The sequence below is a fragment of the Paenibacillus sp. FSL R7-269 genome (genome assembly GCF_000517865.1).
In the GTDB taxonomy this organism is placed as follows: domain Bacteria; phylum Bacillota; class Bacilli; order Paenibacillales; family Paenibacillaceae; genus Paenibacillus_AQ.
In genome coordinates this window covers 23,133-44,680 of the sequence record NZ_ASPS01000004.1, presented here as the reverse complement: position 1 = coordinate 44,680, position 21,548 = coordinate 23,133, and the positions used below count along the sequence as shown (strand labels likewise).

General features: G+C 53.8%; 16 protein-coding genes. 10 read left to right on the top strand and 6 right to left on the bottom strand.

Annotated features, from left to right (window positions below):
* Positions 1-30: 30 nt before the first annotated feature.
* Positions 31-1,611, top strand: coding sequence for an extracellular solute-binding protein (locus C162_RS01415; protein WP_036690497.1), 1,581 nt, complete (start codon positions 31-33; stop codon positions 1,609-1,611).
* A gap of 279 nt (positions 1,612-1,890) precedes the next feature.
* Here the strand turns inward: C162_RS01415 and bglS are convergent, their stop codons facing one another.
* Positions 1,891-2,580, bottom strand: a complete 690-nt coding sequence (gene bglS / locus C162_RS01410) for a beta-glucanase (protein WP_442792416.1) — start codon at positions 2,578-2,580, stop codon at positions 1,891-1,893.
* Between the two features lie 228 nt (positions 2,581-2,808).
* On the opposite strand from bglS, the gene C162_RS01405 reads away from it, so the two are divergent.
* Together C162_RS01405 and leuS are read left to right on the top strand one after the other, a co-directional pair.
* A complete protein-coding gene (locus C162_RS01405; RefSeq protein WP_036690494.1) occupies positions 2,809-3,876 on the top strand; it encodes an AI-2E family transporter in 1,068 nt (355 codons plus the stop codon).
* Between the two features lie 994 nt (positions 3,877-4,870).
* Positions 4,871-7,300, top strand: a complete 2,430-nt coding sequence (gene leuS, locus C162_RS01400; RefSeq protein WP_036690493.1) for a leucine--tRNA ligase — start codon at positions 4,871-4,873, stop codon at positions 7,298-7,300.
* 139 nt (positions 7,301-7,439) lie between these two features.
* Here the strand turns inward: leuS and comER are convergent, their stop codons facing one another.
* Positions 7,440-8,291 carry a late competence protein ComER gene (gene comER / locus C162_RS01395; RefSeq protein ID WP_036690491.1) on the bottom strand — a complete coding sequence of 284 codons (852 nt, stop codon included), beginning with the start codon at positions 8,289-8,291 and terminating at the stop codon, positions 7,440-7,442.
* 142 nt (positions 8,292-8,433) lie between these two features.
* Between comER and C162_RS37300 the strand changes: the two genes are divergently transcribed.
* From C162_RS37300 to C162_RS01360, 7 genes are all read left to right on the top strand, one after another.
* Positions 8,434-9,135 carry a ComEA family DNA-binding protein gene (locus C162_RS37300; protein WP_051493130.1) on the top strand — a complete coding sequence of 234 codons (702 nt, stop codon included), beginning with the start codon at positions 8,434-8,436 and terminating at the stop codon, positions 9,133-9,135.
* Positions 9,136-9,541: 406 nt separating this feature from the next.
* Positions 9,542-10,060, top strand: coding sequence for a deoxycytidylate deaminase (locus C162_RS01385; protein ID WP_036690490.1), 519 nt, complete (start codon positions 9,542-9,544; stop codon positions 10,058-10,060).
* Between the two features lie 118 nt (positions 10,061-10,178).
* Positions 10,179-12,878 (top strand): ComEC/Rec2 family competence protein, encoded by a 2,700-nt coding sequence (locus C162_RS01380; RefSeq protein ID WP_036690488.1) that lies wholly within the window; start codon positions 10,179-10,181, stop codon positions 12,876-12,878.
* A 35-nt stretch (positions 12,879-12,913) separates the two neighbouring features.
* A complete protein-coding gene (locus C162_RS01375) occupies positions 12,914-13,864 on the top strand; it encodes a sensor histidine kinase (protein ID WP_036690486.1) in 951 nt (316 codons plus the stop codon).
* Positions 13,842-14,549: a response regulator transcription factor gene (locus tag C162_RS01370; protein ID WP_036690484.1), complete on the top strand. Its 708-nt coding sequence runs from the start codon at positions 13,842-13,844 to the stop codon at positions 14,547-14,549. Before C162_RS01375 ends, C162_RS01370 begins: the two co-directional genes overlap by 23 nt.
* Before the next feature lie 80 nt (positions 14,550-14,629).
* Positions 14,630-15,556 carry an ABC transporter ATP-binding protein gene (locus C162_RS01365; RefSeq protein ID WP_036690482.1) on the top strand — a complete coding sequence of 309 codons (927 nt, stop codon included), beginning with the start codon at positions 14,630-14,632 and terminating at the stop codon, positions 15,554-15,556.
* A complete protein-coding gene (locus C162_RS01360) occupies positions 15,549-16,310 on the top strand; it encodes an ABC transporter permease (RefSeq protein ID WP_036690481.1) in 762 nt (253 codons plus the stop codon). The genes C162_RS01365 and C162_RS01360 overlap by 8 nt, the downstream gene beginning before the upstream one ends.
* Positions 16,311-16,344: 34 nt before the next feature.
* On the opposite strand, the gene C162_RS01355 is transcribed toward C162_RS01360, so the two are convergent.
* The 4 genes from C162_RS01355 to nrdI all read right to left on the bottom strand — a co-directional run bounded on the left by C162_RS01355 (position 16,345) and on the right by nrdI (position 21,355).
* A complete protein-coding gene (locus C162_RS01355; protein ID WP_036690479.1) occupies positions 16,345-17,124 on the bottom strand; it encodes an alpha/beta fold hydrolase in 780 nt (259 codons plus the stop codon).
* Positions 17,125-17,928: 804 nt separating this feature from the next.
* Positions 17,929-18,888 (bottom strand): class 1b ribonucleoside-diphosphate reductase subunit beta, encoded by a 960-nt coding sequence (gene nrdF, locus C162_RS01350; protein WP_036690477.1) that lies wholly within the window; start codon positions 18,886-18,888, stop codon positions 17,929-17,931.
* Positions 18,889-18,924: 36 nt separating this feature from the next.
* A complete protein-coding gene (gene nrdE / locus C162_RS01345) occupies positions 18,925-21,009 on the bottom strand; it encodes a class 1b ribonucleoside-diphosphate reductase subunit alpha (protein WP_036690475.1) in 2,085 nt (694 codons plus the stop codon).
* Entirely contained in the window at positions 20,996-21,355 is a 360-nt protein-coding gene (nrdI, locus tag C162_RS01340; protein ID WP_036690473.1) for a class Ib ribonucleoside-diphosphate reductase assembly flavoprotein NrdI, read from the bottom strand. The genes nrdE and nrdI overlap by 14 nt, the downstream gene beginning before the upstream one ends.
* Between the last annotated feature and the right edge of the window lie 193 nt (positions 21,356-21,548).

Below are 21,548 nucleotides of genomic sequence, written 5' to 3'. Positions count from 1 at the left end.
TTATGAACTCTACGAAAAGAAGGTGGTTTCATGAAAGTCCGTTCCCCGCTATTGCTGCTGCTCCTGATCCTGTCAGGCTGCTCCTGGCACAGCACCGAATATAGTCAGCCGCCGGCTTCACCGCAGAGTACAGCCCCTCACTTCGATATTAAGGAAGGCAAATATGATCCTCCGGTAGACCTGTATACGGTCGGTTCCGTGAATCCCAATCTGAATTTCATCAAAGGGGAGAGCCTGGAGCACAACGTACATACGGCCTGGGCAGAGAAGCGGCTTGGCATCCGCATCCGTTATCTCTGGACGATCTCCGGCACCTCAGAGACCTACGCCAACAAGCTGAGGCTGGAGCTGGCCAAAGGCAATATGCCCGACATCGTAACGACCAGAGATGCCGATATTATCCAGGAGCTGATTGATTCAGGGCAATTCATGGAAGTCGGCGACCTGTTCGAGCAGCATGCGTCCGAGGTGTGGAAGAAGGCTGTTGCCGAGGATGCTTCGGCATGGAACCCCTTCGTGCGCGGCGCACACAGGTATGCCATTCCCATTATGGATTATGAATATAACTCCGATCCGCTGCTCTGGATCCGCCAGGATTGGCTGGACAAGCTGCATCTGAAAGTCCCGCAGACCCTGGATGAGCTGGAGCAGGTCATGGATGCCTTCGTCAACCGGGACCCGGACGGCAACGGGATCAAGGATACCTACGGCCTGTCGGCCGGATTCCGCAACGGCCCCAGCACCTGGATGGGAGACAGCAGCTGGGTGTTTGGCTCCTATGGTACGGTTCCTGAGCAGTGGAACCGCCGGAGTGACGGGACCCTGGAATACGGCTCCATCCAGCCCGGGGCAAGGAAGGCTGTCCAGCTCATGAAGCAATGGGTACAGCGCGGTTATCTGAGCGCTGACAGTGCCTGGCTGGATGAAGAGGGCGCAGCGAACCAGTTCATCTCTGGTAAGGCGGGTATCATTGCCGGACCCTATTGGATGCGCGGCTGGCCCCTGTCCTCTTTGACCAAGAGTGACACTCAGGCGCGTGTCCGGGCAATTGCTATCCCTTCGGGGCCGGGCGGCCTCACCATGAGAAGAGGAACCCTGCCTGTCAACGGTGCCATTCTGATCAATAAGAAGATGAAGCACCCTGAAATCTTTTTTACGTATCAGAATTATTTGTTCGATTCATACGCTACCTCGACCGGCGAGTTCGCCCATGGTCTTGCAGAGGGCTATGACTTTACCATGGCGGGCGGCCAGCCGAGCGCCCAATCTTCGGCGCTGCCGCTGGGCGGCATCCGCGTAGCCTCGTACACGCTAACCTTCGACGGGGCCAGGATTCCCTCCGGGGTCATCCGGGAGATCCCGAAGGACATTGCCCCTCTGCTGCTGGGCCAGAAGGAGGCTTCCCGCAAGGAGCAGTTCACGGGTCCTCCGACAGCGACGATGCAGCGCGACGGCGAGCTGCTGAAGAAGCTGGAGCAGAAAAGCTTCATCAAAATCATCTTCGCGGACAGCCCGCTTGAAGAATTCGACGAATTCGTGCACAAGTGGAACACCTACGGCGGACTTACCGAAACCATGGAGGTCAATGCCTGGGACCGCAGCAGCCGCTAGATGCCGCAGGGACAAGAAACCGCCTCTATAATAAGGCGGTTTCTTGTCGTAGATAAGCCTCATGGCCTCTGCCTGTTTGCCTGGCGGCGGCTCCATCAAATCTGTTCCTCTTGAGCGGTATTCTTTCTATATATCGTACAGAAGGACGGCAGTAGCCGCCATACCAATGTGGCGATTGGAATAACAAATATTGAAGATGAGCCGCCATGATCCGCATAGACAAAAGGACCCCGGCGGATGCCGCTTGCGCATCGCCGGGGTCCATCACCTGCCTGCAAGTTAATTGCTTGTGTATTTCAGCCAATCGTAATAGGCGTATAGCGGGTTCGCCCCGTTATAGGAACCGAGCCAGGAATCCACACCCGTTCCGTTCCAGAGGTTCATCATGATTTTACCGGCCCGGGAGGGGATGTTGCTGGTTGCCGTATGCTTCAAGACCCCGTCTACATACCATTTAATATAACCCGGCTGCCAGTCGAAGGCGTACGTATGATAGCTCTGGGAAGCATCAAAGCCAAGATTGACAATCTGCTCATGGCCGCCAACGCCATTGGTGTAATAGTTGAACTGGACCTTGGTGGTGTCCTTGCCGAGGAACTCAATATCGATCTCATCCCAAGGTGTGCCGTCTGAAGGCCCGGTGTAGGTGAAGAAGGAGGAGACGATCCCGCTGTTCTTGGCCGGCTTCATACTGACCTCGTATTTGCCGTAGCTGTACTTGTTCACAGAGCGGTACTCCGCGCCGTCAAATTTATTATTGCTGGGACTGGTCAGGGCCAGACGAAGCTGTCCGTCACTGGTGAAAGAGACGTTATTTGCACGCCAGGTACAGTTGAACATGGAGCCATTCGAGTAGCCGTCTGCTTTTTGCCAGGTTGCGGGGTTGAAGTAAGTCAGAGGCTCATTAAAGACGGTGGCCGCCGAAACGGACGGAGCTCCTGTCAGCAGACCGGCAAGCAGCAGGGTCATTCCTGCACCGAATAACTTGTGTAGCTTTCTCCTCATATACAATACCCTCCTCATAATGTAAGCGCTTTACAATATGATTGTAGCGAACCTTGAACCCGGCCACTATACCAACCTGCGAATTAAAATAACAAAAAACCAATTTTTTGCAGAGCGGAGTATTTCATTCGCCTCCCACACATACTAATATGGCATGATGGTTAAGGGTTGTACACGTTCAGGAGGGAGATTATGGAGGAGTGGTTCCGCAGTAAATGGCTCCGCTGGATGATCGGCGTGCTGCTCTCACTGATTATTCTATATTTCGTCTGGCTGCTCCGTCCGATGCTGAATGGGGTATTCCTGTTTCTAAAAGCGATTCTGGCCCCGTTCCTGGCCGCCATGATTATCTCCTATGTGCTGAATCCGGTGGTCACCATGCTCTCCCGGAGAAAAATGCCGCGCAGCGTAGCCGTCCTGCTGATCTATGCGGTGTTCCTGACCTCGCTTGCGGTGATTCTGATCAATCTGATCCCTATGTTCATGGAACAGCTGGAGGAGCTGAACGAGCATCTGCCGGAAATGACGCTGCATGCGCAGGGGCTGATGAAGGGCATGAATTCCAGACTGATTCCGCCCGGGGTGGAGACGGGAATGAATAACTGGTTCTATCAGCTGGAGAACCGCCTGGCCGAAGGCATCTCCCACTTCCTTAATAATATCGCTTCGACCATTGGCCTGCTGTTCAACGCATTCATTGTGCCTTTTCTCGTGTTCTATATTCTGAAGGATTTCGAGGTGTTCGAACGGATGGTGGTATCCTGTCTGCCCCGTTCGCGCCGCAAGTCGATTGTGATGCTGTTAAAAGACATTGATGAAGCGCTCGGCAACTATATCCGCGGGCAGTTTCTCGTCTGCATCATCATCGGCGTGCTCGCTTATATCGGCTACGCGATTATCGGCATGCCTTATGCGCTGCTGTTCGCCTGTGTTGTCGCGGTATTCAACATTATTCCGTATATGGGTCCGTTTCTGGGGGCGGCCCCGGCCATTGTGATGGCCTCAACCTTGTCGTGGCGCCTTGTCCTGCTGGTGGCGGTGGTGAATACCCTGTGCCAAATGCTGGAGAGCAACGTGATCTCTCCGCAGGTTGTAGGACGGAAGCTGCATTTGCATCCGCTGCTGATCATCTTCGCGCTGCTGGTCGGCGGCGAGATCGCCGGAATGATTGGATTGATTCTGGCCGTCCCTTTCTTCGCTGCCGCCAAGGTGGTTATTCAGCATATCATCGGCTATTATATCCGCAGAAGGCCGGCGTAAAGCAGCCGTAACTCATCCCGTCACTTGCAGGAACCGGGGGAATGCGGCTACTTCGTGTGAAAGGATTGACGGTACATGTATCTTTTGGTTATAATGTGGTGAATATTACGATAAGAAGAGTTATCATAGCAGTGCGATGAAGAGGAGTATTAATTCGTGAGACCGTTATTGCAGAGAGCCGGCACCCCAGGTGCGAGCCGGTTAACGGGCCGCAGTGAACTCACCTCCGAGTAATGGCGCGAGCCGCAGGTTCCTTAGGGAGACATGCGAGTGAACCGCCGTCGCCTCACCCCCGATACAGGGTGTCAAAGTGAGTGCCGGACAAAGAATGTCCGCCGCTAACTAGGGTGGTACCACGGGAATTCAAACCTCTCGTCCCTAGCGATTATACGCTAGGGATGGGAGGTTTTTTGCTGTAATAGGAAACTATAGTTTCCTGTTGCTGTGAAAAAGGTGTGTGAATTTGTGAATAAGAGTTCTTGGAAGGTTTCGTAGAATGGCTATTTTGCTGAATGTGACTGAAGTTCTGGTTAAAACCGAATACAATCGGCTGGTATAGCGGCACACGGCCTGAATGTATGTGAAAAACAGCATACATTGTGCTCGAAAGCAGGAACACCGCCTGAATGCATGTGAAAAACAGCATACATTGTCTTCGCACAAAGGTATACTTATTCATCTGTTAGGATGATTTTGTCCCGGTTAGCCCAGCGAATCATGGGCGGCTCTTGAGCTTTGCTGTTCCGCCGGGGGAACAGATGGTGTTTACCTAAGTTACAGAGTAATGGAACGGAAAGAAATTTTGGAGCCGGAGCAACGTTAGTGGCCGCCTTTAGATTCGGATTTCGACCGCGGAGAGCGGCTCTAATCATGAAATCTGAATCTAACAGCGGGTGGAGGCCCAAAACTTTTTTGTAGTGGGGACTAATCTCTTAACTTTTTAAGACAGCAGCAGTACTACCTAATACAGCAACACTCCAAGGAGGAGCACAAGATGAGCGATAATATTGGATACCGCGCCCAGACCATCGAGCCGAAATGGCAGGAATTCTGGGATGAGAACAAGACCTTTAAGACAAGTGAAGAATCTGGCAAGCCGAAGTTCTACGCCCTGGATATGTTCCCGTATCCTTCCGGCGCAGGACTGCACGTAGGCCACCCGGAAGGCTATACCGCCACCGACATCGTGTCCCGCTTCAAACGGATGCGCGGCTACAACGTGCTGCACCCGATGGGCTGGGATGCCTTCGGACTTCCGGCCGAGCAGTATGCAATGGATACCGGCCAGCATCCGCGTGATATCACCTTCAAGAACATTGACAATTTCCGCCGCCAGATCAAGTCGCTGGGCTTCTCCTACGACTGGGACCGCGAGATCAGCACGACAGATCCGGGGTACTACAAGTGGACGCAGTGGATTTTCATCCAGCTGTACAACCGCGGACTGGCTTATGTGGCCGAAGTATCGGTGAACTGGTGCGAGGCGCTGGGAACTGTTCTGGCGAACGAAGAAGTCATCGACGGCAAAAGCGAGCGCGGCGGCCATCCCGTCGTCCGCAGACCGATGCGCCAGTGGATTCTGAAGATTACCGAATACGCCGACCGCCTGCTGGAGGATCTGGAGGAGCTGGACTGGGAAGAGAGCATCAAGGATATGCAGCGCAACTGGATCGGCAAATCGACCGGTGCTGAGGTGACCTTTGCGATTGAGGGGCATGAGGCGGTGCTTGAAGTGTTCACTACCCGTCCCGATACCCTGTTCGGAGCAAGCTATTGCGTACTCGCACCCGAGCATAAGCTGGTGGATGCCATTACCACAGACGAGCAGAAGGCCGCCGTTGCTGAATACCGCGACAAGGCTTCCCGCAAGAGCGATCTGGAACGCACCGATCTGGCTAAGGAGAAAAGTGGTGTGTTCACCGGCGCGTATGCGATTAATCCGGTGAACGGCGCGCAGGTGCCGATCTGGATTGCCGACTACGTGCTGGCCGGCTACGGTACCGGAGCGATTATGGCCGTTCCGGGCCATGACGCCCGCGACTGGGAATTCGCCAAGCAGTTCGGCCTGAACATCATCGAAGTGGTGCAGGGCGGCAATATCGAAGAAGAAGCCTACTCCGGTGACGGTCCGCATGTCAATTCAGGATTCCTCGACGGTCTGTCCAATACTGAAGCGATGGCTCAGATGATCGCCTGGCTGGAAGAGAAGGGCAGCGGCAAGGGCAAAGTGACCTACCGCCTGCGCGACTGGCTGTTCAGCCGCCAGCGTTACTGGGGCGAGCCGATTCCGATTCTACACCTGGAAGACGGCACGATGAAGACTGTGCCTGTGGATCAGCTTCCGCTGCTCCTGCCTGATGTGGATGCTATCAAGCCATCGGGCACCGGTGAGTCCCCGCTGGCGAATGTGACGGAGTGGGTGGAGACGGTTGATCCTGAGACCGGCATGAAGGCCCGCCGCGAGACTAATACTATGCCTCAATGGGCCGGTAGCTGCTGGTACTACTTGCGCTATATCGATCCGCACAATGATCAGGAGCTGTGTTCACCGGAGAAGCAGAAGGAATGGCTGCCGGTTGACCTGTACATCGGCGGAGCCGAGCATGCGGTGCTTCACCTGCTGTATGCCCGCTTCTGGCATAAGGTACTCTATGATATCGGCGTAGTCGATACCAAGGAGCCGTTCCACAAGCTGGTCAATCAGGGAATGATCCTGGGGAACAACAACGAGAAGATGAGTAAATCGCGCGGCAATGTCATTAATCCGGATGAGATCGTGGAAGCCTACGGGGCAGATACCCTGCGCGTCTATGAGATGTTCATGGGGCCGCTGGAGGCCACCAAGCCTTGGAACGAAAAGGGCGTCGAAGGCATTCACCGCTTCCTCTCCCGCGTATGGCGCCTGTTCGTGAATGAAGACGGCAGCCTCAGCGCGAAGATTTCAGAGGGCGGGGGCACAGATGAATTCAAACGCACCTGGCACAAGACGCTGAAGAAGGTCACTGAGGATTTCGAGCTGCTGCGCTTCAATACGGCGATCAGCCAGCTGATGATTTTCATCAATGACGCTTACAAGCAGGAGAGCCTGTCCAAGGAAGCGGCGGAGCAGTTCGTGCAGATGCTGTCCCCGCTGGCACCGCATATTGCCGAAGAGCTGTGGCAGCTGTTGGGTCACGAAGGAAGCATCAGCTATGTTGCCTGGCCGGCCTATGATGAAGCCTTAACCGTAGATGCTGAGGTTGAGATCGTGGTACAGGTGAACGGTAAAATCGTCCAGCGCGCGCTGATTTCGGCGGAGATGGGCCAACAGGAGATGCAGGACCACGCTCTGGCCCTGCCGAATGTGAAGGCAGGCGTCGAAGGCAAAACCGTACGCAAAATCATTGCCGTTCCCGGCAAGCTGGTAAATATCGTAGTGGGTTAAGCGAAGAACGCAATTCTGCCCGCAGCAACGGAGGTATCCGTGCTGCGGGCTTTCTTGGTTTCGGGGCGGCGGACCCGGACGGAGGTGCGGGTACCGCTGGCTGCTGCGCAGGAAGTGGCGAGACAATGAATGGGCATTTCTAGCGGTCGGTGCGGCTCTGTGCAATGCTGCCAAGTCCGAACAGCTCGTCGAGCTTTTCCACATCCTCATCGTACTTGTCATGTGTTGTGGTAATCAGACGTTCAAATACCCCCTCCAGACTGGTCTGTAAATGATTCAGGGCTTGCGCGGTAATGCCCCCGCGGACGGCAACCCGTTCCTGCAACTCCTGCGGGGTGAACGAGCCTTCGGTCAGCAGCTTACCCGTACCCAGTAGCATCTCACCCGCCAACCGGGTAACCAGGGCTTCGTCGATGCCGGTTGCTTCTACAGCCGCTTCAATCCACCGCTCCAGGAAATAGCTCAGAAAGGCCGGACCGCAGCTGGAGAAATCCGAGGCGATCCGCGTATGACCCTCCGGAATTTCCTCAGGAACTCCAATGCAGGAGAATAACTGGAGCAGCAGCAGCCTGTCTTTTTTATTTAACCGGCTTCCAAAAATGCACAGCGAACTCCCGCCTCTGACGGAATGGGTGATGCTGGGAATGATTTTGGCGACCTTGGAGGGCAGGACCGATTCCAGATGGTAGAGCTGCACAGGGCTTGTAATAGATACAACAATCTGATCGCTGCGCAGATAAGGGGAGATCTCATCGGTTACCCTCTTGAACTGCAAAGGCTTGACGCACAGGAGCACAAGGTCGCTCTCTGAGGCGGCTTCGATGTTGCCGGAGCATATCGTAATTCCGGGATGAAGCTTCTTCAGCTCCATCAGCCTGCCCGGGCTGCGGTTGCTGGCCATCACATCACATGGATCAAGGGCTCCCGACCGAAGGAAGGTGTCGATCAGCAGACTTCCCATGCTGCCTGTTCCGATAAATCCCACTTTCATCCTGTGGTACCTCCTTTCTTATGCTGCTGGCTTGCTTACAGGAATACTCTTCGTTAAGTGTATGCAGGCCAGACTTGGACCAATGACAGGTTTTAATCGGATTTTTGAATAAAATTCCAGTTTGATGAGGGAGGACAACCTGATGGATAAAAGAATGATCATTTGCGCCATCACCGCTGCGCTGCTGGGCGGCAGTCTGGTGTGGGCCGCAGACCACAGAGCACAGGACGCCGGCATTGCCGGATGGTCAACGCTGAATGCCGGAATGGCGCAGGCGCTGGGAGTGGCGGACGAAGGTGAGGCAGGCAGTGCAGCCGCCGGGGGTGATGGCGGGAGTGTGGTAGCGGGTGGAAGTATGGCAAGTGGAGCGGCAGGCGGTGAGGAAGTTGGTCGCGGTACGGCGGGGAGTGTCGAGGTAACTGGTGGCGGTACGGCGGCGGGGGATGGGGCGGTTGGCGGGAATGTTGCAGGTGAGGCGGGTAGTGGAGTTGTTGGCGGTGTGGCCACCGGTGGTGGAACAGCAGGCGCTGGAGCGGCAAGTGCCGGGATAGCGGGTGCGGCGGACTCAGGAGCGGCGGGAAGCGGCGGTGCAAATGGAACGTCGGCTGCAACAGCTGGAGCCGCTCACATTGCAGCTCCGGCAGCGGCTGACGGCCGGATTAATGTGAACACTGCCGACATCAAGCTCCTCATGGATCTGCCGGGCATCGGAGAGAAGAAGGCGCAGGCGATTGTCGATTATCGCACCAGTAAGGGAGCGTTCCGCAGCGCGAACGAGCTAGGGAAGGTTAAGGGCATCGGCCCCAAGCTGCTGGAGAAGCTGAAACCGCTGGTAGCCTTTTAAGACCGCCGTCCTGATTGTCTACGAACAGCCTGTCTGCCGGGGCATAATAAGTTTCAACTGCACTCTGTACATTAGATTAGCCCTCAATCCGCCTGAAAACTAAATCTGCTGCACTTCGAACATTAGAATTTTGAAAATGTGGGTCTTTGGAGACTAAATGAGAGAATCCATTGTATGAAGTGCAGCAGAACGTTACTTAGGCGCTGAGAATGCATCTTCTACTGTATGAAGTGCAATCACCCCCCGCTCTACGGATGAGCAAATGCAGTGTAGAAGTGGCAGGACGGGAGATCTAAGCGAGAGATAGGCGAAATGTAGGCTGTTGCGGGCTATCAATATCCTAGTGAAAACGCAGCCAGGTATGCTACAATAATGAACAACTATTTAGAGAAAGTGGAGATTGCTGATGACTGTGGCTTACCGCAAGAACTGGGATACATACTTCATGGATATTGCCTGCATGGTCTCCACCCGTTCGCGCTGTCCCCGCCGCCATGTCGGCGCGGTGCTGGTGCAGGGGAAGAAGCTGCTGGGTACGGCCTATAACGGTGCGCCGATGGGGGTGCCGGATTGCTCGGAAGCAGGCTGTATGGTATCTGAGCAATACGAGCGTGAGATGATAGACGGTGTAGAGACAATGGTCAAAAAGCAGCGCTGTATCCGTACAATCCATGCCGAGCAGAATCTGCTGCTGTTCACAGACCGGAGCGACCGGGAAGGCAGTACGGTCTACGTTACGGATGAGCCGTGCTGGACCTGTGCCAATATGCTGGCTAACAGCGGAATCGTGGAGATTGTCTACCTTCGTCCTTACAAGAAAGACATGGAGAAGGTACAGGCGATGCTCACCTCCAAAGGAATCGTGTTCCGTCAATTGGAGAACTACGAGCCGCCTAAGGAAACGATGATTTCGATATCTGAATAACGGCGTACACCGGCGGAATTTCAATTATAGCTCCAGAGGAAGAACCTCTGTACACGCATTCGTATGCGTATGCAGGGGTTCTTTGGCGTCTAGAGCTAATTAGGAAGGAGAGATGATCATGAACAGGAGGCCTCTCTTAAGCTTCACGGTTTGCTGGGTGGCGGGAAGTGCCGCAGGTTGTATGTTCTCTGGCCGCAGTCTGCTATTCTGCCTCGCAGGGCTATTGTTGCTGCCTGTAGTCTGGGCGGTGAGCGGCGGAATACGCTGGAGGAAGGCTGCGGTGTTGGTGACAGCACTGATCCTGGCAGCCCTATACTGGGAGTATAGTGAGGTACGCAATGTGAGTCTGCTGCCTGAGGTGCTGGGGCACCCGGTGAGCGAACTGAATGAAGCATATATAACAGCCGCAGGCGTTATCGCTTCTCCGGTGGAGCGGGACGGGGACCGGGTTGATTTTGTCGTGAAGCTGTCCGGGATCAGTCTGCATCAGCAAGGGGAACAGTCTGCCGCAGCGGGAGCAGTGGGGAGTGACCCTGAAGGTGAACGTGTAACTGTACAGATCAAGCTCCAGGAGGAAAGTGAGATAGCAGAGGCAGCCTTGTGGCAGCGGGGAGACCGGGTGGTCATTGAGGGGGAATTGATCCAGCCCCAGATAGCGCGCAACTTCGGCGGATTCGACTACCGTGCCTATCTGCTCACCCAAAAGATACACTGGCTGCTCAAAGGAACAGGTACCGCCAGTGTAAAGGTTAACCCTCAAGTCTCGTGGGAGCCATCCACTATTCTGCGCTGGAATGATAAGGCAAGATCAGTGCTCGGTGCAGAAATGAGCCGCTTATTTCAGGAGCCTCATGCGGGTTATATGAAGGGCCTTGTCATCGGCATCCAAAAGGAACTGGACCCGGAGACCTTCAGACAGTTCTCGCAGCTCGGGCTCACTCACATCCTGGCCATTTCGGGGATGCATGTAGCGGTGTACGTCGGAGTAATCCTGGTTCTGCTGCGCCGCTGCCGCTTAACCAGAGAAACCGCACTGACGGTGACTCTGCTGCTGGTTCCGGTCTATGTGCTGCTGTCCGGGGCCGGGCCGTCCGTGATCCGCGCCGGGATCATGAGCATGATTGCCCTGCTGGCGGCAAGACTGGGCATGCTCAAGGATGGGCTGAATATTCTGGCTGCATCCGCTCTGATGATGCTGGTCTGGAATCCTTATTTGCTGCTTAGTGTCAGCTTTCAGCTGTCTTTTCTGGTGACGGCAGGACTCATGGTGTATACACCGCTCGCTGCGCCCCTATTCAGGCGGTTACCGGGCTGGCTGGGCAGCAGCCTCTCGGTAACGATTATTGCTCAACTGGTCTCGTTTCCACTGACGATTTATTACTTCAACCAATTCTCGCTGTTGTCCGTTGCGGCCAATCTGCTGCTGGTTCCCTTCATCACCTTCTTGGTGCTGCCTTTGGGAACACTGGCGCTGCTCCTTGGGAGGGTTTGGAATGCAGCCGCACTCCTGACCGCGCAGCTTGCGGAGATACTGAATAATATCACTTTTGCGGCAGTGGAGTGGGTGAACGGGTTCACCGCCGGGATACTGATCTGGGCTTCGCCGTCAATCCTGTGGATCTGCCTCTACTACGGTCTGCTATACGGTTTGCTATACGCCTTGAAGCGGCAGACAGAGGCGAAGCTGGTTCCCCAGTTCATGGACGATGAGACCCGTCCGCTGGCGGAGCTGGAGAGGCCGGAACCGCGAGGTAACATCCGTGGCAGAGCTGGCCGCAATAACGTTCTGAATTCGGCAGGGGCTGCAAACACCGGAAGAGCCGAGCTCACCTTTCAAGCCTATCCTCAATCAGGCCTATCACGCTGGAGCAATTCCGCAGCCATACTGTGCGCTATAGGCCTGAGCATTCTGCTCTACAAAGGCTATAACGCCGAGGTTATAAGCGATGGCTCCGGTTCCATCAGCTACCTGGATATAGGTCAGGGGGACAGCAGCCTGATCACCACGCCGGGCGGAGCACATATCCTCGTGGACGGCGGCGGGACCGTGAGCTTCAGCAACCGGGAGGAATGGCGCATCCGCCGCAGCCCGTTCGAGGTTGGGGCGAAGACGCTGCTGCCGCTCCTGAAGCAACGGGGCATCCACCGGCTGGACGCGGTTATTCTGACGCATGGCGATCAGGACCATGCCGGAGGGCTCCAGGCGGTGCTGGAAGGGATGCCGGTATCGGCGCTGCTGTTCAACGGAACATTGGCTGACACGGAGCCGTATACCAAGCTGATGGCGACAGCGCTGGACGCGGGTGTCCGGCTGTATCCGGTGCAGCAGGGCAAGATGCTGGCCCTGGACGAGGCCACGCGGCTGGACTTCCTCTGGCCGGAGCCGCGAGCGGATGGACATACCCTGCCGGAGGAAGTGGAGGACCAGAACCACGAATCGGTGGTATTCCGGCTGGAGATGAACGGGCGGAGCTTTCTTTTCACAGGAGATATGGACCAGGCGGCAGAGGAAACAATCTTACATTCCGCAAATCAATCCGGTATTAAGCAAGGCAGTCTCATCGACGTCCTCAAAGTCTCCCACCACGGCAGCAAAACAGCCACCAGTGCAGACTGGCTGGCCTTCTGGAACCCCACAGCAGCTGTCATCTCAGCCGGTGTGAATAACCTTTACGGACATCCGCATGGGACCGTGCTGGAGCGACTGGCCGATATGGGAACAAGCATCTACCGGACGGATCAGCAGGGGGAGATTCAGCTCAGAGTGGACAAGGAGGGCATCACCATACGCCACAAGCTCCCCCCCGTCCCGCACTAAGACTCTGTATGTGTAATCGTATATAATAAAATCATATGAGAGGAGTTGATCCTATCCTTTTTGTTCTGGCAGGACTCCTGCTGCTGCTGATCGGCCAGACGATCTACCTGCTGAATTACCGGAGACAGGTCAGTCAGATCAGCAGCCAGCTGTCTTTTATCATGGAGCATGAATCCCGTAAGCTGGTAGCTACCCAGTTGAAGCCGAGGGAGATCGGCAGGCTGGTGCGGGAGTGCAATAACCTGTTAAGCCGCCAGCGGGCGATGGGAGAACAGTTCAGCCGCAAGAATCAGGAGATGAATCTGGCGATTACCAGTCTGTCGCATGATATCCGGACGCCGCTTACATCGCTGGATGGTTACCTTCAATTGGCGCTGCGGACAGAGGCGGAGCAGGAGAAGGGGCGGTACGTAGCGCTTGCCCAGTCGAGAATACAGCAGATTATCAAGCTGGTGGATGAGCTGTTCCTTTATACCAAGCTGCAGAATCCCGAATACAGCCTGGAGCTGCAGCCCGTGGACGTTATGGAGGTGCTGAAGCGGAATCTGTTCACGTTCATTGATGATTTCACCCGGTCCGGGAATGAGCCTGAGCTTCAGCTGCCGGAGCATTCTCCCCGGGTGATGGGGGAACTCCATGCGCTGGAACGAATCTTTACCAATATCGTCGGCAACTATTTCATCCACGGCAAAGGTCCGTTGACCCTAGAGGTTGAAGACAGGCAAGATATGCTGTGTATGCGCTTCACTAATCATCTTAAGGCAGGTAGAAGAGTGGATACGGAGCAGATATTTACCCGCTTTTACAAAGAAGATCCGGCGCGTACCCGGCATTCCTCAGGTCTTGGACTCTCGATTGTGAAAGCGCTGATGGAGAAAATGAACGGGCATGCAGAGGCCGGGTGTACAGCGGATACCTTCAGTATATTGATCGGATTCTCAAAAAGGGGGGAGGAGCATAGCCGTGAGTACCCATCTCAAGGATAACGGGCACCGCCGGAGCATTCTCATCGTTGAGGATGACGAGCATATTAACGCAATTCTGCATGACGGGCTTACCGCCGCAGGGTACCAGTGCACCCAGTCCTATTCAGGCAGTGAAGGGATGCTAAATCTGGCGGAGCAGGACTATCATCTGATTGTCCTGGACCTGATGCTGCCCGGACTGTCCGGCGAGGCGTTCATGCACCGTTTGCGTGAGGAGCTGAAGTGCCGGATTCCGGTAATTGTTCTCTCGGCCAAGGATCAGCTGGATCATAAGCTGGATCTGTTCTCGCTGGGCGCTGATGATTATGTGACCAAGCCTTTTGAGCTGGAGGAGGTGATTGCCCGCATCCATGTCCATATCCAGCGGACGGCTGCCGGTGAGCCGCTGAAGGAGTTCAGGCATAAAAATCTGGTGCTGGACTGCACGGCCTACAGTGTCAGGATTCATGGAACTGAGCTTTCACTGACCCGCCAGGAATTCAGAATTGTCGAGCTGCTGGTCAGGAATCCCTCCCGCGTGTTCACGAAGCAGGATCTCTATGAGCTGGCCTGGGAGGAGATCTATCTGGGCGAGGACAAGACGATAACGGTACATGTCAGCAATATCCGCAATAAAATCAAGGCGCACGACAGCGAAGCCTATATTGATACGGTCTGGGGCATCGGCTTCCGGCTGAGTCCATGATGAACTTTGAACTTTCTTAACCTTTTGTTGGCGAACTATTAGTCTTCATCCTGTTAACTTAGGGTAAGGAGGTGGCAGATATGACAGATTGCATCATTGAACTATGCGGACTGACCAAGATGTACCACTCGAAAGCAGCAGTGCGGAATGCCAATCTCAAAATTTACAGAGGAGAGATTGTCGGCATCATCGGGAAGAACGGTGCGGGCAAATCTACCCTGCTCAAAATGATCAGCGGACAGGTGTATCCAACCTCGGGAGAGCTGCATTTCTTCAACCGTGCGGCGGCGGGGGGGCAGTCTTTTTTTGAGCGGATGGGGGTGCTGATTGAGCAGCCCGGGTTATATCCGAACGTCTCGGCCTATGAGAACCTGAAGCTGCTCGCCATCGCATATGGTCTAAGTGACAGGGATACCACGATAGAGAAATTACTGCGGCTCGTAGGACTGGACCCTAAGAATACCGCCAAAGTTAAAAGCTACTCCATGGGTATGAAGCAGCGGCTGGGAATCGCGGTGGCTCTGCTCGGAAGTCCCGATGTGCTGATTCTGGATGAGCCGATTAACGGGCTTGATCCGCAGGGGATTGTAGAGATTAGGGAGCTCATCCTGGAGCTGAACGCAGCGGGTCTGACGATTCTGATCTCCAGCCATATACTGGAGGAGCTCTCCAAAATCGCCACCAAGTATGCCATCATCCATCAGGGAGAATTCGCCGAGGTGATCTCCAAGGAACAATTACAGCAGCGCTGTGAGGAACGGATCGAGATTAGCGTGGAGGAAGCGCGGGAGACTCTCCCGGTGCTGGAACGCGAGCTGAAGATTACACAATATAAAGTGGTGGACAGCCGCACGGTGTATGTATACGACGAGCATATCAGCATCCGGCAGATCGTCCAGGAACTGGCGCAGCATGGGATAATGGTAGATTCCATCTCAAGACATAAGCAGAGCCTGGAGCAATATTTCCTGGAACGCACGGAAAGTGCAGGTGAACGCCATGATTAACCTGTTGCGGATGGACCTGTACCGCTTCACGCGGAACAAGATTATGTACCTGCTGCTGCTCTTGTTCTGTGCCTTTCAGATCTTCGGCATCTATATGATGAAGCAATACGAGCAGCCGGTGGAGGGCCGTCCGATGCTCAGCAGCTTAACGGAGAGCGAATTCATCCAGCACACCATCTCCCAGCCGCCTTCATGGATGCTGATCTATATTGCGGTGTTCACGATCTACTTCTATATGAGCGAATGGAATTCCGGATTCCATAAGAATTATGTTTCCATGCGGCAGGCAAGAATCCACTCTGTCTTCTCCAAAATGGCGATTCTCGCCCTATTCATTACGATACTGTTCCTGACCCTGCTAATTGCAGACGGGATCGGCAGGAGGTTGTTTATGGGTCCGACGGATCTGGGAGAACTGGGCATGCTCATTACTCTGTTGGCCAGCCAATTCCTGCTGCACTGGGCGTTCTCCCTGCTTGTTCTATGCATTGTTATGATGACTAAGAACCTGCTCATCAGCTTGAGCGCCGGCTTCATTCTGGCCCTGAATGTGATCGGGATGGTACTTGGGGCGCTTGAGAATCAGTTCACGGGCACTCATCTGACGCAATATCTGCTGATCAACACGCTCGTACGTGTCAAGGATTTAGGCAGCACGGCTGACCTGATTCACACGTTCGGAGTGGCTATTGCGGCGATTCTATTCCTAAGTTATTTTGCTGTCCGCTACAAAATCAGGGAGGATCTGAACTAGGGAGTGGAGTAATCATCACTCGGCGGCACCTGGATCAAATTTTTCTGCATTCCCCGGGCAGCTCCCCGCCCTGAATCCAGGCCTCGACCAGCTTATTGAACAGCTCAGGCTTAGCCAGAGGGACTCCATGTCCCATCCGGGGAATCACCACGCCCATAGAGCGGGGGTTGGCGGCCACCAGATCCCGGGCGGATTGCTTCATGACAGATTTCTCACGTTCACCTACAGTAACCAGTATCTTGCCTGAGGCCTCGCTGAACCCGGCTGGAATGCGGAACGACATATTCTCTTCCAGCACCCGGATCAGCGTCATTAGCTCCATCTGCCGGCTCTCTTCAACATACCGTTCCAGGTACTCCTCGCCCAGATAGAGCGTCTTAGCCTGCAGCTTCGCGAACCATCTGTACTTAATCAGCGGAAAAGACAGTCTGACCGCCGGCCCGATCAGCCTGCTGGTGGAGGGAATCGGCCGCACTAACGCGCTGTTGATGATGGCATAATCGATCATCTCCGGTCTTATCCCCAGCATCTGAACCAACACCTGTGCACCCAGTGAGAATCCGGTAACAACAATCTTTCGTCCCTTAGCCCGCTCCTCTATGAGTAATACAAGTTCCTCCGCACTGCTGCAGATCGTGAATTCCTTATCCTCCCGGCTGAACCCGTGCCCCGGCAGATCCGGGACCAGACAATGATAACGGTCGAACGCCGCGACCTGCTTCTCCCACATCCAGCCGCTCACGCCGCCGCCATGCAGGAAGACCACCAGATAATCCCCATTCGGGTCTCCGTACTCCTGAATATGTATAGCCACTCCGCACACCTCTTTCCTGTAAAAAGATCATCCCTACTCCTACGTCCTAATACTCATATGGTCTCATAAGTAGAGTCGGTTACACCCTAACCGGGCACGCAACCCTCAGCAAGTGAACCAATTTTAGAGGCTGATATTGCACCCTTTGCCGACTTCTAATCCTACATTCAAGTAAGTAATTGTATTTCCTGCATTAGAAAACGCATAGCTGACCGTAAAAAGCGATTCTATTGTATTTCATACAGTAGAATGTTGTGTTTTGGGTGAAAATTGGCCCTTTTTCAAAATTCAATTGTACCGAATACAATAGATTCTATTTTGAAGGCTTTTTTACAATATTCCATTGTACAAAATGCAACTGCTATCGTTCCAGCGCCTACAGCATCCAATGACTGCTATGAGAATGAGACGCTGGTTCGTTAAGAGCCGGTAATGGTCATATTCACAATAATAATTCTGACACTGTACTAGCTTGGATGCATCTAACAGAAAAAGCCCCGGCAGCTTGTCCAAGCTGCCGGGGCTTTACTCTACTATACAACAACCTAACATAAGTTGAATCAAAGAAAATAACGAAAAGCAAAAAGGATCAGAGGGGAATTTTGGAACTGTAAGAGCGGTAGCGTCCGCCTGAAAGCTTTCCGTACGTAGGAAAGCTCGCTATCTACAGCATATGCTAGGTTTGGATTTCTACCGCGAACGGCGGTCTAATCAAGGAAATTTGTATACAACAGCGGCCGGAAGTCCAAATATTCTCCGTAGTGACGACTGAGATGTGAGCCGGATTTTTAAATTCAGCTTATCTTAAAACTGGAAGTCCTCATCCCGCAAAGGCTCCACATTCATAGCCCGCACATAACCGTTCCCCTTCTTCGAGAAGAAGTCATGCTGCTTCGTGTGGGTGCTGATCCCGTTCTGCACGATCGGGTTAATCTCTTCCTCATCGAACAGCGGGTCATGGCCAAGGTTCATCATGGCCTTGTTAGCGTTGTAGCGCAGGAAGGTCTTCACTTCCTCTACCAGACCTATCGGCGCGTAGATCTGCTCGGTGTATTGCTCCTCGTTCGCGTGGAGCAGACGCAGCAGGCCGACCAGGGTCTGGTAGACATCGCTCTGGTCTTCTTCGGATAGCTCCTCGAAAATCTCCTGGGCCAGCACGCCGACATAGACGCCGTGGATGCTCTCATCGCGCAGGATCAGGTCGATGATCTCGCCGCTGCAGGTCATTTTGCCCTGTCCGGCCAGATAGAGCGGGTAGAAGAAGCCGCTATAGAACAGGTAGCTCTCCAGTAGGACCGAGGCGGACATCGCCAGATAGAGGTCTTTCTTGGTCTCAATCTTTTGATAATACTCCGAGATCGTCTGGGCCTTGAACTGCAGGAACGTATTGTCCTCCACCCAGCGGAAAATCCCGTCAATCTCCTCAGTCGAAGCCAGTGTGGTGAAAATGCTGCTGTACGACTTCGCATGAATCTGCTCCATCATCCCCATGAAGCCAAGGACCGCCTTGCGCTGCAAGCCGTCCACATGCTCCATAATTTGCGGCATGCCTACGCCGCCCTGAATCGTATCGAGCAGGGTCAATCCGCCCAGCACCTTCATATAAGAGTCCTTCTCGATCTCGCTTAGCGTGAGCCAGGACATTTTGTCATCGGATAGTGGTATTTCATCATCGGTCCAGAACTGCATGATGTTCTGGTTCCAGAACATCAGCGAGAAATCGTCGTCGGGACGGTTCCAGTTCACGGCTTGAATTGCGCTCATAATCGTATATTCTCCCTTTCTGTACCTGTGCCCCTCTTAAATGGAGCAGGCCAGGCATTCCTCGACAGACAATTTGTTGGTCCGGGTGTAGTACAGGGATTTCAGCCCTTTGTGCGCCGCATACAAGTAAGAACGGGCCAGCTCACGGGTGGTGACATCACTGTTCACATGCAGGACTGTTGAAATACCCTGGTCGATATGAGGCTGAATCTCCGCAATCAGATCAATTACCTTGAACTGATCCATCTGATAGGCGGATTTATAATAGAACACATTGTCCGGTCGCAGGTAAGGCATTGGATAGTAGGTGGTCGAGTTGGCATACGTGCGGGTCTCGATCTGCTCTACAATCGGCATTACGCTCGAGGTAGCATTCTGGATGTACGAGATGCTCGCAGTCGGCGCAATTGCCAGACGGTAAGCATGGTACAGGCCGTGCTTCATCACCTTGTCACGCAGCTCTTTCCAATCCTCTGTAGTAGGAATGTAGATCCCCTCGAACAGCTCCTGCGCTTTTGCCGTAACCGGACGGTAGTCTGTAGTCATATAACGGTCGAAATACACGCCGCTTGCGTAGTCGGACTGCTCGAAGCCATAGAACGTCTCACCGGTCTCGGCGGCAATCTCCATGCTTTTCTCAATGGAGTGGTAGTTCATCGTCATGAAGAAGGTACGTGCGAAATCACGGGCCTGCTCACTCTCATAAGCCACCTTGTTCTTGGCAAAATACCCGTGCAGGTTCATTACGCCCAGGCCCACGGAGTGCATTTCCTTGTTCGCTTTAGCCACGCCCGGAGCATTGGAGACAGTTGTCATATCGCTGACAGCCGTCAGTGCGAGCATACCTTCATGTACGGATTCACGGATCTTGCCGTGCTCCATCACGTTCACGATGTTGAGGGAAGCCAGGTTGCAGCTGATATCGCGGCGGATCTCGTCCTGCTGTCCGTAGTCGTTAATCTCTGAAGTCTCCTGCAATTGGAAAATCTCGGTGCACAGGTTGGACATCTTGATCTGACCCACATTTCGCAAAGCGTGAGCAGCGTTAGCATTGCTCTTGTTCATAATATATGGATAGCCGGATTCAAGCTGGATCATGGCGATCTTGGTCAGCATATCGCGTGCGCTCATGGCGATTCTCTTCTTCACACGCGGGTCAGCGAGCAGGGTGTCATACATTACGTCCAGATCCATGTCATCCAGGTGCGTACCATACGCCTGATAGACTGTGTAAGGAGCGAACACATGCAGCGGCTGATTATCCTGTGCGAGCTTGTAGAAGCGGTTAGGCACGATCAGACCGATAGACAACGTCTTCAGGCGTGTCCGTTCGTCGGCGTTAATCTTCTTGCTGTCCAGGAACTCCAGTACATCCCAGCCAAAAATATTATAGTAAGCCGCGCCCGAACCCTTACGCTGGCCCATTTGGTCCGCATAAGAGAAGCCGTCTTCCATGAGCTTCAGGACAGGCATGATGCCTTTAGCCGCATCCTCAACACCCTTAATCGTCTCGCCGCGTGAGCGCAGCTTGGACAGATTGACGGCAACGCCGCCCCCGATTTTAGACAACTGCATACAGGTATTCAGCACATAATTGATCGAATTGAGCGAGTCGTCCATCTCCAGCAGGAAGCAGGAGACCATCTCGCCGCGGCGGCTTTTACCGGCATTGAGGAAGGTTGGTGTCGCCGGCTGCAGGCGCTGTTCCATCATCGAGCGGGCCAGTGTGCGGGCGGTCTCCACGTTGCCCCGTCCCAGATGTAGAGCCACTACCGCTACGCGGTCCGGATAATGCTCCAGGTACTGCTTACGGTCATTGCTTTTGACGGCATAATCGGTATAGAACTTGGAAGCCGCCATATAGGAAGGGAAGCGGAAATTATATTCATGGGCGATCCGGTAGACATCCTCCATCTCAGCAGCGGAGTAGCGGTCGTACAGGTCCTCGTAGTAGTCATTGGCAATCATATAATCAATCTTGGCTTTCGTATCCGTGAATGTCAGGCTGCGCTGATCCACATCCCGCATGAACTCGGCTACCGCCTCCTGGTCCTTATCCAATTGGAAAAAGCCGCTTTCGTCTCTCTTCATCAACATGTTATTTAATTCAATATGCCGCAACCCGGTCCACCTCCTGTTTTATGCGCTGTACATCCCCGAAGGTTCCCGACAATTCAAACTTGCCGACCACCGGTACATTGTAACGCTTTGCAATCAGATCTGCGCTGTGCGCGTATAACTCACCCCAGTTTTTGTTGCCGCTCGCGGCAATACCCTTGAGTCTGGAATGGTTCTGCTCAAGGAACGTAGCCACCTTCTCTGGAATCTGTCCAAATCCGGTGGTGTATGTAACAAGCACGTAAGGCTCGTCGATCGTCATATGCTCTTCGATTTGAACCGCCGGCAGCTTCAGTTTATTAATGAATCTTCTAACGTTGCCGGTCTTGGAATCGTAAGCAATCAACATGGCTCCTAACCTCCTATAACATGTAGCCCATTCTACTTGACAAATGAACAATAGCGGTTTTACTAGATTTATGGGCTTAGCACTTATATACACTATATTTAGTAACGTTTAATCATTTTACTACCATATATTGAAAAGTCAAGAGATGAACAGCCCTCTCCAGCCTCCCGAACTGCAGGTGAAAACCGCCAAT